Here is a 14,317-nt window from a genome sequence, read left to right on the forward strand (position 1 = left end):
CACCCTTTGCGAATCGGGTTAGGTCTTAATGCTCTGATAGAATCGACACTTTGGTCATTTTTCCATTCTCGTCAATCATCATTATCTTCGAACGATTGAGTTCGACTTCAGTGATTTCGAGTTGCGTTCTAGCAGCCACATACGCTGCTTTGAGTTTGGTAGCCAAAGAATCGTCTTGGTTATCGACCTCTTGGCTTTCGACTTGCTCCGCAATAGTCCCAGAGTTCATTTCGAGCTTCATATTTTTGTATTGAATGAAGTTGATGATATAGCGAAGGCTCCACCATGACAACGAGTCCCTTCACTCAAGTGAGCAACATTCACGCTTTTAGCACTCGATTGTTAATGCCACATCAGAATTGATGGATAAATGTCCAACCCAGCATGACGTTTGATCTAAAGACTGTTATGCCACGAGATGTTGTGCTTTAATCGAATCAGATATTCACAAATTAGGAAAGGGAACCATGAGTAGCGTATTTGAAATCGTGAACCAAGCTCGTCGTAAAAACAAACTAAAACGTGAGCTGCTTGATAACGAGAAAAAAGTTCGTGACAACCGTAAACGTGTAGACCTACTAGAAAACCTTCTAGACTACATCAAACCAGAAATGTCTCACGACGAAATCGTTGCAATCATCAAGAACATGAAAGCAGACTACGAAGACCGCGTTGACGATCACATCATCAAGAGTGCAGAAATTTCTAAAGCACGTCGTGACATCAGCCGTCGTATTCGCGAACTGACTGAAGAAGACAAACAAACTAGCGGCAAAAAATAAGCCCAAATAGTTGTAGAATTTAACCCCGAGCAGGGATAACTTGCTCGGGGTTTCTTTTTGTAACTTACAAAACCAGTGTGTACAATAACACCAATTCTTGTTCCCAAAACACCCAATTTCTCTATGTCTTCTACTTCTTCTAGCGTGCAACCAACGTTAGCAAAACAACTTTTCACTATGACCTGGCCAATGCTGTTTGGCGTATTGTCATTGATGAGCTTCCAACTTGTCGACAGTGCCTTCATTGGGCAACTGGGCGTTTTACCACTTGCGGCACAAGGCTTCACTTTACCATTACAAATGGTGGTTATTGGCATTCAAGTTGGTTTGGGTATTGCCACTACCGCAGTGATATCGAAAGCACTAGGAGCAAACGACACCCACTACGCAAAACAATTAGGTGGGTTAGTCCTCATGATTGGCTCTGTCGGCGTAGCTGTACTTGGTTTGATCATTTGGTTATTGCGTTATCCTATTCTCTCTTTATTAAGCGCACCAGAAACCGTCATGCCAATTATCGACAGCTATTGGCCATGGTGGTTGCTAAGCTCATGGACGGGTGCTGTGCTGTACTTCTATTACAGTATTTGTCGCTCTAACGGTAATACTATGCTGCCAGGCACCATGATGATGGTCACCAGTGTGGTGAACTTAGTGCTCGATCCACTATTCATTTTCACCTTTGATTTAGGCATCAACGGTGCCGCTATCGCTACCATAATCGCGTTCGGGTTTGGCATTTTGGTTGTGGCGCCTCGCGTACAAAAAAATCACTGGGCGACGTTCCAATGGCAAGAGTTGGATGTTGTGAAAAGCGTTCGCTCCATCGGTCACATTATGGGACCAGCTATGATCAGCCAATTATTACCACCACTCTCTTCTATGCTGGCGACGAAGCTATTGGCGGGCTTTGGTACCGCAGCGGTAGCATCATGGGCGTTAGGCTCTCGTTATGAGTTTTTTGCTATTGTTTCTGTACTTGCACTGACGATGTCAATGCCGCCGATGGTTGGTCGTCTACTAGGAGCGAAAAACTACACCGACATTCAGTCTCTCATCTCGATTGCGGTTAAGTTCATACTTGGTTTCCAATTGCTGATTGCTGTGATTACGTTTATCGCTGCAGACCCACTGGCATTATTGATGACCAGCGACGCGCAAGTCACCCATGTACTTGAAATGCACTTGATGATTGTACCTATCAGTTTGGGCTCGCTTGGTGTGTGTATGTTGATGGTTTCGATCTGTAACGCCCTTGGTAAGTCCTACACGGCTCTGACCATTTCGGCACTGCGCCTATTTTTGTTCTTCCTTCCGTGTTTGTGGGTCGGTGCGCAATTGGGTGGGATTCAAGGGCTACTTATTGGCGCGTGTTTGGGTAATATCTTAGCTGGTATCGCGGCTTACTTAACCTATAGAAAAACGATTCGTAAGCTCACAGAAGCGCATGCTGCCGCTTAAATAAGCAAGAAAAACGAAAGCCCTCGCATTGAGGGCTTTATGGTTTTTATACACTAGGGTCTGTTGATCTTTTGCGGTTAAGTTTCACTCAGATGGGAACACCTAGCCGAACCCTTTAGGCAGCGTTTGTAAAGAAAGACGTTAGCCTAGCGCCACTTTATCCGCGGGAAACACAACACCAGTCTGTCTTCTCACCTCAGTGAGCACTTTAGCAACGATAAGTGAGCGCTGCTTCATTTGAGGATCAATCGAGCCAACTTTGAGTTGCTTAGCAAATGCTTGCGCTTCGTAGAACATGTGGTTCTCTTCTTGAGGTAATGTTAGTACTTGTTTACTCTCACCTCGCAAAATGCGCTCAACGCCACGTCCTGTGGCAATCATATCTACCAGCACACTGCCCCGTTCACCTTGGAATTCACTTGGGATTAGCGAATCGCTTACCTTGGAATGTAATAGGTTTACGTTAAAGCCGTCATACGCCAACGTCACACTGCCACAACCATCGACGCCAGAAGGCAAAATGTGAGCACTTGCTTCTATGCTGTTAGGCTCACCAAACAACTCAATCGCGGAGCCAACACAGTAGTAACCGATGTCCATAATCGAACCGTTAGAAAATTCTGGATTAAATGTATTTGGATTCTCGCCATTTAAATATTTCTGATATCGAGAAGAGTACTGACAATAACTGATCATGGCATGACGAAGAGGGGCGATCGCTGGTAGGCTGTCTTTTAGCACTTGAAAATTCGGCGTGTATGGTGACATGAAAGCTTCGAACAACACGACGTTATTTTCTTCAGCGGTCTTAAACATCGCCTGAGCAAGAGGATAGTTTGAAGCCATCGGCTTTTCGCAAATCACGTGCTTACCCGCTTTAAGCATTTGCATTGCCTGAGGAGCATGCAGTGAATTTGGACTCGCTATGTAAACGGCATCGATATCGTTATCAGCCCCTAATGCTTCTAAGCTATCGTAATAAGATTGCGCATTGTAAGACTTGCCAAATTCGCACGCTTTCTCAACATCACGTGAATACACAGCTTGAAGACAAAATTCTTTGGTCTGGAGCGCAGCTTCAACAAATTGTTGAGAGATCCAGTTCGTCCCGATCACAGCAAGTTTGAACATGTTACTTCCTTTTCTTTATCGTTCTAGAAGCCGTAAGGAGTTCGGCTCGCAGACACGATTTAAGCAAGCTTTAGTTCATTAAACAACTCAAACAGTTGATTCGACTTGTAAGGTTTCGGTAAGTAAGCATCCATTCCCGCAGCAAAGCAGTTTTGAATATCTTCTTCGAGCACACTCGCTGTCAAAGCAATAATGGTGATCTTCCCACTTCCTACTTCTTTCTCCCAGCGGCGAATTTCTTTTGTTGCGGTCAAACCATCCATAACTGGCATCATGCAATCCATAAGAATTGCATCAAACTTCTCCCCCTTAGTGATGGCTTCTAATGCCTCTTGCCCATTGCTGGCAATCAGATAATCGTATCCCGCCTTATCTAAGAAAAAGCTGGCTATCTTTTGGTTCATCAAGTTATCTTCAGCAATCAAAATGCGACGATGTGTACGTGACTGGTTGATATTATGAACCACTGCCGAATGTGTGACATGGTAACTTTGAGTATTTTGTTCAATGTGTGCGAGTTCATCAATGGCATGCCTAAAGCGGTTACCTAAAAAAGGTAAAGTCAGCACAGAATGAATACGCTCAGAATTGGTGTAGGTAGAGATCAAATGATGTTGGCAAACAATGATTCGGCTAATATCAACCGTACGCGCTAACTCGTCTATTACAGAATCCAACGCCACTCTGCCATCATGACAATAAAAGATCACTTCCAGCCCCTTTGTAGAAGTCGGTAAATCCTTAATGCTGTTTACCTCTGAAAGCTGAATACCAGCTAAACGACACTCTTTCATAATTTGATCGGCATACGCGTAGTTATCTCCAATGAGAATACCGTTACGAATGGTTTCTGAGCGCCAACCTACGGTCGGCAACACTTCCACTTCAATTGAGAACTCAAAACTGGTCCCCACTCCTTTTGAAGACGTCGCGGCTAACTTGCCGCCCATCATAGCCACCAGTTGACGACAAATGGCCAAGCCTAGTCCTGTCCCTCCAAACTGGCGTGATATACCTTCGTCTTCTTGAGTAAAAGGCTCGAAGATGGAATCAAGCTTGTCCTTTTCTATACCTACACCGGTGTCGGATACTCGAAAAGTCAAAAATACGCTCTTTTGTGTGGTGGATTCTTGGTAGTCAACATCCACATTGATGCAGCCCTTCTCTGTGAACTTCACCGCGTTCGATACCAAGTTCATGACGATTTGCTTGATTCGATGATCATCAACCTTGATGCGCGCGGGAATACGCTCATCTAAATTGATATTCAGTTCTAATTGCTTGGACGTGGCTTTGGACTGGAACAAAATCATCGATTGGTACACGACTTCACGAATATCTGTTTCGATAAGAGAAAGCTGTAAATGACCTGATTCAATCTTAGATAGATCAAGGATGTCATTAAGTAACGTGAGCAAGGTATGCGACGAGGTATCAATATCGGTTAAAACTTCTTTTTGATGATCTGAAAGTTCGCTTTGTGACAGGATCTCTGTCATCCCGATAATCCCGTTCAAAGGGGTTCGAATTTCATGAGACATGCTTGCAAGAAAGACCGACTTTGCGCGGTTTGCCGAAATAGCAGATTCTTTGGTTTGCAAAATCTCTTCTGTTTGTCGGTTTTGCTCCTCCATCATTCGATTAACTTGTTGTGCAAAGATCGTGAACTCATCATTGCCATCAACCACCACCTTCTCCCCTTTTACATGTTCATGGATTAAGGTGTTAAGCGAATGAATAATCGAGTCCAATTTACTATGCACACGATACCAAGTACCAAAGCCTAACCAACATAACAGGATGATGATGACCATCACGCCCGAGGTCATGAGCGTAATGCTCTGCTTTTGCGAACTGACTTGGACCAATAATGCGCTTTCAACCTGTTGCGTGAAACCTGCGGTCATGACTTGCAAACGTTGAACACGGTGGTCAAGATCTCGTAAATAAGTCACATAGTCAGATTGGGACATCTCTCCTGCCAATAAACGTCCTCGGGCTTCGATACTCGACAAATAACGAGGAGACGTATACAAACTAAGGAGCTTTTCTACCTGCTCATTTGATGCACCTAACTTTAAGAATCCTTCCAGACTTTGCTGTTGGCGCTCAATGGCTTGAAAGAACATGTTTTGATTCGGTTGGCTATCAGGCTGTAGCACCAACCGATACGTCAACCAAGCTTCTTTTTGCGTCCAGTAAGAAAGTTGAGCAAGATAAGCGATGAAATCTTGCATCCAATGCGCTTCATCACTATCAAACAAGTGATTATGTTGAACCAGTGATTGAGACATTTCTTGCAACAGGCGAAACGACCAATCTCCGGCATCCACACTGTCTCTCAAGTCACCAGAGATCAAATCTAACATCGCTCGCTTAAGGTCATCAGAATACTCGGCAGTATAACTGTTCTGTATAAACTTCTCGTAGATAGAAAGCGCTCTATCACGTTGTACTTTCACTTCAATTGGTAAAGGCTGCTCTTCTCCATATCGATGACGCTCCTTCTCCATGTCATAGACAAAATGAGACGCTTCGGAAATCAGTTTCAAGCCTTGAATATTACTGACCGTTTGATTGAGTTGGTCGACTCTTTGAGAGTTAACGACAAATTGGTGAACGGCAAACACAGAAATAACCACCGCGGGTAACAGTGCGAGTAGAGCTAAACGTAATTTTATAGAAAGTTTTATCATCCGTTTGCCCGTGTTAGGAAAAGGCTCTCGAATTAATACTAGACCACTTTCATAGATTGAATATGAACTTGTATGAAGTGTTTTATCGGCAACTTAATCGGTCTGAACTGCCCAAACGGCTAAAAACAACACTCATTACCCTTCTATACATTGAGGTCATAAGAAGGAAAAATGTGATTGCTTGCAAAATTTTGCTGCATCATTTTTAAACAGATTTAGTTAAACCAACTCATACCATGGGCGAACTTAAAGATACCGCCTAAAATGGCGAAAAACGTTTACCATTTAAGTGTTAAAGATTATCCATATCACATTATTTAAAAGAAAGTTCACCTTGTTACATATAGTCACTTTGAGATGAACCTTTATTGTCGCGAAATAAGTTTTATAGATAGGAAAAGTCAATCCCTATAAAACGCCGCTTTAGTCACATTAATAAGCCAAAAAATGAATCATACCCCACACTTTTAACTGGATTTATTTTTCCTAGCAGAATAAGACCTCCACCCGTACAATCCGCACACATAATTATTACAACCCAATTACAAAACACCCTCACTTCACGCTCTACCGTTGAGGTAACAGCAGAAAGTAAGGTCAGCCCCCAAAACGTGAAAGGTCCAAAACAACAATGAGTCCAGAGAAATATCTCCAAGACTGGCAAACTAGCCAAACGATTGCTGAATCTATTTCCCCTCTTATTGGTAAGTTATATCGTCAAAAAGGAATCGAAGTGGTTCTGTTTGGTAAAACACTTATCAACGCAACAACCATCGACATTCTCAAAACTCACCGTATTGCAAGACGTTACACCGGAAGCCCTCTTTCTCTTGAACAAACCATGCCAATCATCCAAGCGCTGTGCGAAATGAGCATCTCGTCTTGTCGTGTTGATGTTGGTCAGCTTGCTGGTATGTACTGGAAAGATCACGAAGATACTGCCGCACTTAGCGACTTTTTACACACAGCACTTCAAGGTGCTCGTGATGCCGACTCTTCTCTAGCAGCTCGTGACGTGGTTCTCTATGGCTTCGGTCGTATCGGCCGCCTATTGACTCGCCTGTTGATTGAAAAGAGTGGTCCGGGTTACCCACTTCGTCTGCGTGCAATTGTTGTGCGTGGCGGAAAGAAAGGCGATCTAGAAAAACGTGCTAGCTTGCTACGTCGTGACTCTGTTCATGGACAATTCAACGGTAGTATCGTGATTGACGAAGAGCGTAAAGCGCTGATCGTGAACGGTAACTACATTCAAATCATTTACGCTAACAGCCCAAGTGATGTGGACTACTCGGTTTATGGTATCAACAACGCACTTGTTGTTGATAACACGGGTGTTTGGCGTGATGCCGAAGGTCTAAGCCAACACGTAGCGTGTAACGGTGCAGAGAAAGTACTGCTTACTGCACCAGGTAAAGGCGACATCAAGAACGTCGTATTTGGTGTGAATGAATCTGTGATTCAAGAAGATGACACTATCATCTCCGCAGCGAGCTGTACGACTAACGCTATCACTCCGGTTCTTAAAGCCCTGAACGACAAGTACGGTGTGCTTTCCGGACACATTGAGACCGTTCACTCTTACACCAACGATCAAAACCTAATCGACAACTTCCACTCAGGCGATCGCCGTGGTCGTAGTGCTTCATTGAACATGGTTCTTACGTCAACAGGCGCAGCGAAAGCGGTAGCAAAAGCACTTCCAGAACTTGCAGGTAAGCTTACAGGCAACGCAATTCGTGTACCGACTCCGAACGTATCAATGGCTGTTGCAAACCTTAACTTGGGTGAAGATGTAGACCGTGATTCGCTGAACGAATACCTACGTGAAATGGCATTAAACTCTGAGCTTTCTGCGCAAATCGATTACACAGATTCGACAGAAATCGTATCAAGCGATCTAGTTGGCTCTCGCCACGCAGGTGTGGTCGACGGTCAAGCAACCATCGCTCAAGACAAGCGCTGTGTACTGTACATCTGGTACGACAACGAATTTGGTTACAGCTGTCAAGTTGTACACTGTATGGAACAAATGATGGGTGTTCGTTACCAAACATTCCCTCGATAAGGTGAACCTTGCTCCACAACGTTAACCACAATGTGTAACGAGCAACACCCCAGCATTTGTTTTAAATAATAAGCGCCTTGCGCATTACTAATATACTTCCCCGCTTATACGCCTGATGACCCTCAGGCGTTTTTTCGTTTTAAGACACTTTGACATTCCTCAGACAAATCGATGCGAAATTGAACGTTAGATACCCAAATGACCTCAATATTCAGAATTCAGAGCGTTGTTACTAGCGCTAGTTCAAAGATAAATCGCTTGCGTAATAGTTCACTATTGCCGAGGGATTTATCAGAGAAATGGCGTTAGTAACACGCTCCCTAGGGCAAGTTGTCTTGCTGAAACTAGAATTTTGAGGTTATTTGGGTATGTTCATGTTTCGTTCATATTCAAAATCGTAGTATGAACCCATAGATTGAAAGAGAGGTCATGATTATGAATCGAATTATCGTTACTGCATTGGCACTGATTACTGGCTTTTTTACTTTGGTATTTAGCCTAATCATGGCGATTCCATTGACCATCGCAGCCCTGATTACTGGTAAACGTATTGAAAAGCGCGTGAAGCAAATGCAACAAGAAATGCATGAAGAGTATGAATTCAATACGGGTAAGTCCGACGCAATTGAAGGCGAGTTTGAAGAAGTTCGTCGCTAACGCTTCTGAAGGTTCCACACTCCCCCTATGTTCCTGAGCAACCTTCTTTGCTGACATCCTATCTCGTTAAGAGTTAGGATGTTTTTTTATTGGTCATCGACGAAAAAGGCTACCATTACGGTAGCCTTTTAACTTCATGAGCAGTGCATTCTACTTGGTTAAATCGTCACAACCACACGCACTGCCAGCAACATTAAAACGATGCCAGACAGTCGGTCAATCAATACTGCCTTTGAGCGAATACGGTCCACAACTCGTGAGTTAGACAATACCAATGTGATGAACGTATACCACAAACCATCAACAACAAATGGGGTCGCGACGATAATCATTTGGTTACTTAGGTCATTACCTAACGCAACAAATTGACTGAACAGTGCAATAAAGAACAGTGCAATTTTCGGACTTAGAATCGAAATCAGAAAACCCTCTCGCGCCGATTGCAAAACCGTCGTCTCTTCACCGGATTCTAACTTCGCCGCTACGCCCCCCTTTGAACGCAATGCATTGAAACCAAGATACGCCAAGTAAGCTGCACCAGCTAAACTAATAGTCTTAAATAACAATGGGCTTTGTTGAAGTACCACGGCCAAACCGATCAAGGTAATGAAAGCATAAATACCGATACCAAACGCGTGTGCCCATGCGGTAGCCAAACCATTCACACGACCACCAGCCAACGAGTGCTTAGCAACAATCGCTAAACTCGGTCCTGGCGACATCGCCCCTAGTAAACACACGGTAAAAAGTGATAGCCAAACTGTTAGTGTCATAAGAATCTCCCCTCTTTGACGCTAATCTATCAATGGAATAGGTATAATTAGAAATCAAAGTTTTTCATACTAGCCATGATTTTAAATCATAAGATAACAATGCATTTATTATCGAATGGAATACTCTGAAATCTGCATGACCGAACGAATCTCTTCGCGCACCCATTTATGTGCAGGATCCGTATCGTATTTTGGATGCCACATTAACCAATACTGATGAATAGGCGTTTCGAGAGGTAGTGCTTTATGGGCTAAGTCCCAATGCTTTGCGAGATTGACCGCAATATGCTCTGGAACCACCATCAGATGTTCACTAGAAACTAGGCGATTGATAGCAGCAGAGAAGAAAGGCACTTTGAACGTGACATGACGTGTACGCCCTAGCTCTCTTAACGCTAAATCGGTGTAAGAATCTTTATCTCCACCGCCTGTTACTTTGATATGAGAGTAAGAAATTAAATCTTCAACGCTGATGCTATCTTGCTTTGCTAAAGGGTGAGAGGCTTTCATCAAACAGACTGATGAGTCTTCGCCAATCTTCACACTAGACACACCTTGAGGCTTCTCTGGATACATGGAAGACGCGATATGAATACCAGTCTCATGAAGCTTATCTAGAAAGTCTGGTTGCCACAATCGATACGCCATATCCAACCGAGGAGCAAAGCCACTCAAGTGCGAGGCAATGTCAGGGAGTACGTATTGTGCGACGTAGTCACTCGATGCCAATACTAGCTCCCCTTTCCAATCTGCGGGTTCAAAAGGCTTGTCATCGAGAAGATGATCGAACTCAGCCAATAAGTCGTCCAACTTCTCTTTTAGAAGTAGTGCTCTTGGCGTTGGAATCAGTTGGTTCCCCTGCCGAACCAATAAGGGATCGCCGCACAACTCACGTAACTGCGCTAACTGACGGCTTACCGCCGATTGGGTGATATGCAAACGCTCGGCAGTTTTGCTCACATGGCACTCTTCAAGCAATACATGCAAAGAACGCAGCAGATTCAGATTGATGTTATTCAGCACGTTCTACCCATTTCGCGCGCCAATCTGCGGCGGCATACTCTTCTGGCCAGTATTCAACTTGTTTGCGAATCAACCCATCTCGCACGGTGTGAAAAGTAATCGCTCGATCGGAGCGGACGCCATCGCTTACTATAACGTCAGTGACCACTTGCTCACCGTCACTTACGATACGCTCTATAGTAAAGGTCCACTCACCTTCTGCTGGATAAGCAGAGTTCAATTGGGCAAAATTCTTTCTGCCACGAATCACTTCTTTCGTCAGTGGCCAAACTACTTCACAATCAGGCGCAAGGAGTTCCGCTGCTGCATAGAAGTCATTGCTTGCCATTACTTTCCAGAAGTTGAGGACGATGTCTTTCTCGGTCATTTAACGAACTTGCTCCCTGTCGTATTGAAAAACTCCGTTAACACGGTATGTGTCATCACGTTACGAAGCTCTGGATAGCTTTGGATATAGTCTCGAATCTCGTTGAGGCGAGCGATATTCGGAACTTCGACAAACAGCATCATATCGGTTTCACCACTGATTGCATGGCACCATTTCACACCATCAATTTTGTACAGATCATTCGCGTAGTTATCACAGTGATGACTAGAGGCTGATGTATCAAACTTCAGCGCCATATACGCACAAATCGTCGACTCTTTGGATGTCGCAATATCGGCATGATAGCCAAGGATCACTTGGTCATTTTCAAGCTTTTTGATTCGAGCTGTCACAGCAGAACGTGACAAGCTAACTTGCTCTGAGATTTCAGTAATAGAGAGACGGGCATTCTGCCGTAATAGTTCTATGATCTGATGATCAAATTTGTCCATAACATCACCAAGCTTTCCTTAATTTTTTCATTCTACTCAATTACAACTTATTGAAAACCGACAATTTGCTGTTTATCGGTAAAACAACCGTCATTTTGACGGTCGACAACATCATTTTGATATGCAGAATTTAGATATGCTTGTGGCTTGCATTACCTAGATGTTCGAGGTCGTTATGGAACAACTCAAAAAAGACATTACGCTGATATCAGGAATTGGTCAGCTATCGACAACCTTAATGGGCACGGGTCTATTTATGATTCCAGCGATTGCCGCTGGCATTGCAGGGCACTTCTCACTTTGGGCTTGGATTATTTTATTCATTGCTATTTGTCCCATCGCTTTGACTTTCGCTCAGTTGGGCAAGCGCTATCCAAGTGCTGGCGGTACGGCGTATTTTGTTCGTAAAGCATTTAATAGCAAACTAGAGAGCAGCGTCGCGTGGTTATTTGTTAGTGTTATTCCTGTTGGTGTCCCTGCTGCTGTCGCACTTGCCGCCGGCTTTTTACAACAACTGTTACCAGAGTCCATTAGTAACCACCTTTTCGCTCAAATTCTCACAGTGGCTCTGTTAGTGGTCGTTAATCTACTTGGCACTAAATCATCGGGGCGGCTCCAGACGGTCATCGCATTGAGCATTTTTGCTTTAGTCGGTGCATTTTTATGGAAAGGCGATGTGGGACCTGTTGATTTAAGCATGCCTAAGATAACGACGGATTCGACATGGTCAGTTGCTGCAGCGCTTGGTGTCATGTTCTGGTGTTTTGTCGGAATAGAAGCCTTTGCACACATGGGAGAAGAGTTTAAGAACCCGCAACGAGACTTCCCGATCGCGATCATCGTTGGCTGCTTTGTCGCGGGTGCAACCTATTGGGCATGTTCTGTCGTGATATTGAAGTTTGGTGCTTACGGCAGTGCTGAGTTCGACAGCGCATCAATTCCTTGGTTGAGCGCACATCTATTTGGTGATCATGCGAAATGGCTTATCAGTATTATTGGTTTCTCAGCATGTTTCGCTAGTGTAAACCTCTACACTCAAAGTCTGGCTCGAATGGTGTGGGCGCAAGCAAGAGAACACAAGCCAACCAGTGCTATCGCGAGAGTGTCCGTTCGGGGCGTTCCTGCCAATGCAACGCTAGTCGTTGGTGCAATTTTGCTTGCTTCTTGTGTTATTGGTTCGCTATCGGGACTGGATTTGGAGTTCTTCCTTAAGCTCGCGAATGGCATTTTTGTTCTGGTCTACCTGCTCGCTATGCTTGCCGCTTATAAGTTGTTGCAAGGCTGGGGAAAGACGCTCGCGGGAATTTCTTTGGTATTGTGCACCGCAGTGTTCATTTGTTTGGGTTGGTCTATGCTTTACGCCATCACTATTTTTGCCGTGCTGTCTTTACCGTGGAAGCAAGGGCGAAAAAAGAACCCTAAACGGGTGATTGAGCAAGACTGATACTCTTATTCAAACAGCTCAGAAATCTGTTCAACCAGAGCATCAATCTCACCAAGCGCAACATTGCCATAACCAAGAACCACTCCTTGCCAATCTCGCACTTTATACTCTGGGTGCTCATAAAAACTCATCGGGCGCAGCACGATACCTCGAATCTTCGCTCGCTGTGTCCATTCGTTCTCATCAATACCTTGTAGCCACTTCAACGTGATATGAAGACCGGCAGCTTGACTGATCACCTTAATTTTATCACCAAAGTGTTTTTCTATCGCCATACACAATTGCTCATGTTTGGTTTTGTACAGTCGACGCATTTTACGAATATGGCGGAGTAACCCTCCTTCAGTGATGAAATCAGCCAAAGCCTCTTGAGTATGAGAGGGAGAATCCCCGCTTAGCGCATCTTTAATCACTAAGCATTCTTCAACTAAAGCATCCGGTACAACAAGATACCCAAGCCGCAACCCGTTAAACATGACTTTACTAAAAGAGCCTACATAAAGAACGCGATCATCACGTCCCATTTGGGCTGCAAGCCCTTGCAAGCTGGTATATGGGCGATGGGCAAACTGAAACTCACTGTCGTAATCATCTTCGATAATCCAACGTGACTGTTGCACCGCCCAGTTAATGATCTTCCCTCTTTGTTCGGTATTAAGCGTTGTGCCCATCGGATATTGGTTACTTGGCGTGACATATAAAGCGTCTGCATTGCTGGCCGTTACCGCTTCCACATCGAAACCCAATTGCTCTCGAATATAGAGTGGCTCAAATTGATATTGCTGGAATTGAATCAACTTACGCATTTGCGCGTAGCCCGGTTGTTCCATCAAGACTTTGCTACCCGGCTTAAGAGTAACCATAGTGGCAATCGACAACGCTTGCTGAGCCCCGGAGGTAATAATTATCCGCTCAGGGGAACAGCTCACAGAGCGGCTTGATGCAAGGTAGTTAGCCAAAGCGCAACGCAATGCCCAGCTTCCTTGAATATCTTGATTGCCCAACAAGCACGTGCGAGACATATGGCGTGCGAGTAACTTTTGCCATTGAGCCATCGGAAATGCGTCCAAATCAGGCACACCCGGTGCAAATGCACGGTTGATATCAAAGTTACTTTTCGGTGATAAGCCCTTCTTTTCTGAATTAGGCTCAGGCAGATACTGCTCTGGTAATTCCACTGCGACATAAAATCCCGAGCCTTTTTGGCTGATTAAATAACCTTCCGCCACCAACTGCTCATAAGCTGCGATCACCGTATTCCGGCTGATATTAAGCCCTTGTGAGAGTTTTCGTGTTGAAGGTAACTTTCCGTTTTTTGCCCACAATCCTTGAACAATTTTCTCGCGAATTGCGAAAAATAGCGCCTGTTGACGCGTCCTATCACTGTGCTTTAAGTACAAGTCACCAATATCAATCAAAGACAAACTGGATCCACCCATAAGTTAAAACTGGCTCTCTTTAAGCTA

13 protein-coding genes are annotated in these 14,317 nt (G+C 44.3%); 5 read left to right on the forward strand and 8 right to left on the reverse strand.

Annotated features, from left to right (window positions below):
* Nucleotides 1–25: 25 nt before the first annotated feature.
* Nucleotides 26–229, reverse strand: a complete 204-nt coding sequence (locus tag QMY49_RS26135; RefSeq protein WP_009696233.1) for a hypothetical protein — start codon at nt 227–229, stop codon at nt 26–28.
* A gap of 238 nt (nt 230–467) precedes the next feature.
* On the opposite strand from QMY49_RS26135, the gene QMY49_RS26140 reads away from it, so the two are divergent.
* Nucleotides 468–782 carry a DUF496 family protein gene (locus QMY49_RS26140; protein WP_005453573.1) on the forward strand — a complete coding sequence of 105 codons (315 nt, stop codon included), beginning with the start codon at nt 468–470 and terminating at the stop codon, nt 780–782.
* 123 nt (nt 783–905) lie between these two features.
* Nucleotides 906–2,243 carry an MATE family efflux transporter gene (locus tag QMY49_RS26145; protein ID WP_005453572.1) on the forward strand — a complete coding sequence of 446 codons (1,338 nt, stop codon included), beginning with the start codon at nt 906–908 and terminating at the stop codon, nt 2,241–2,243.
* 141 nt (nt 2,244–2,384) lie between these two features.
* On the opposite strand, the gene QMY49_RS26150 is transcribed toward QMY49_RS26145, so the two are convergent.
* On the reverse strand, nt 2,385–3,374 hold the full coding sequence (locus tag QMY49_RS26150) for a Gfo/Idh/MocA family protein (RefSeq protein WP_199450538.1): 990 nt from the start codon (nt 3,372–3,374) through the stop codon (nt 2,385–2,387).
* A gap of 59 nt (nt 3,375–3,433) precedes the next feature.
* Complete coding sequence (locus tag QMY49_RS26155) at nt 3,434–6,070, reverse strand: hybrid sensor histidine kinase/response regulator (protein WP_152164145.1); 2,637 nt, start codon at nt 6,068–6,070, stop codon at nt 3,434–3,436.
* Between the two features lie 631 nt (nt 6,071–6,701).
* Here QMY49_RS26155 and QMY49_RS26160 point away from each other — a divergent pair.
* Both QMY49_RS26160 and QMY49_RS26165 read left to right on the forward strand, forming a co-directional pair.
* Nucleotides 6,702–8,135 (forward strand): glyceraldehyde-3-phosphate dehydrogenase, encoded by a 1,434-nt coding sequence (locus tag QMY49_RS26160; RefSeq protein ID WP_005433296.1) that lies wholly within the window; start codon nt 6,702–6,704, stop codon nt 8,133–8,135.
* 435 nt (nt 8,136–8,570) lie between these two features.
* Nucleotides 8,571–8,792 carry a hypothetical protein gene (locus tag QMY49_RS26165; protein ID WP_005442428.1) on the forward strand — a complete coding sequence of 74 codons (222 nt, stop codon included), beginning with the start codon at nt 8,571–8,573 and terminating at the stop codon, nt 8,790–8,792.
* Nucleotides 8,793–8,950: 158 nt separating this feature from the next.
* Here QMY49_RS26165 and QMY49_RS26170 read toward each other — a convergent pair whose 3' ends face one another.
* The 4 genes from QMY49_RS26170 to QMY49_RS26185 form a co-directional block, all read right to left on the reverse strand.
* Nucleotides 8,951–9,565: a LysE family translocator gene (locus tag QMY49_RS26170; RefSeq protein WP_005433441.1), complete on the reverse strand. Its 615-nt coding sequence runs from the start codon at nt 9,563–9,565 to the stop codon at nt 8,951–8,953.
* A 108-nt stretch (nt 9,566–9,673) separates the two neighbouring features.
* The gene (locus tag QMY49_RS26175) at nt 9,674–10,588 is read right to left on the reverse strand and encodes a LysR family transcriptional regulator (RefSeq protein ID WP_199480123.1); all 915 of its coding nucleotides are present in this window, start codon (nt 10,586–10,588) and stop codon (nt 9,674–9,676) included.
* Nucleotides 10,578–10,955, reverse strand: a complete 378-nt coding sequence (locus tag QMY49_RS26180) for a nuclear transport factor 2 family protein (protein WP_038899265.1) — start codon at nt 10,953–10,955, stop codon at nt 10,578–10,580. Before QMY49_RS26180 ends, QMY49_RS26175 begins: the two co-directional genes overlap by 11 nt.
* Nucleotides 10,952–11,407, reverse strand: coding sequence for an Lrp/AsnC family transcriptional regulator (locus tag QMY49_RS26185; protein WP_005453556.1), 456 nt, complete (start codon nt 11,405–11,407; stop codon nt 10,952–10,954). The genes QMY49_RS26180 and QMY49_RS26185 overlap by 4 nt, the downstream gene beginning before the upstream one ends.
* 175 nt (nt 11,408–11,582) lie before the next feature.
* Here QMY49_RS26185 and yjeH point away from each other — a divergent pair, with 175 nt between their 5' ends.
* On the forward strand, nt 11,583–12,851 hold the full coding sequence (gene yjeH, locus QMY49_RS26190; RefSeq protein ID WP_069219177.1) for an L-methionine/branched-chain amino acid transporter: 1,269 nt from the start codon (nt 11,583–11,585) through the stop codon (nt 12,849–12,851).
* Between the two features lie 5 nt (nt 12,852–12,856).
* Here yjeH and pdxR read toward each other — a convergent pair whose 3' ends face one another.
* On the reverse strand, nt 12,857–14,290 hold the full coding sequence (gene pdxR, locus QMY49_RS26195) for a MocR-like pyridoxine biosynthesis transcription factor PdxR (protein WP_283315448.1): 1,434 nt from the start codon (nt 14,288–14,290) through the stop codon (nt 12,857–12,859).
* Between the last annotated feature and the right edge of the window lie 27 nt (nt 14,291–14,317).

The organism is Vibrio harveyi, assembly GCF_030060435.1.
Lineage (GTDB): Bacteria > Pseudomonadota > Gammaproteobacteria > Enterobacterales > Vibrionaceae > Vibrio > Vibrio harveyi.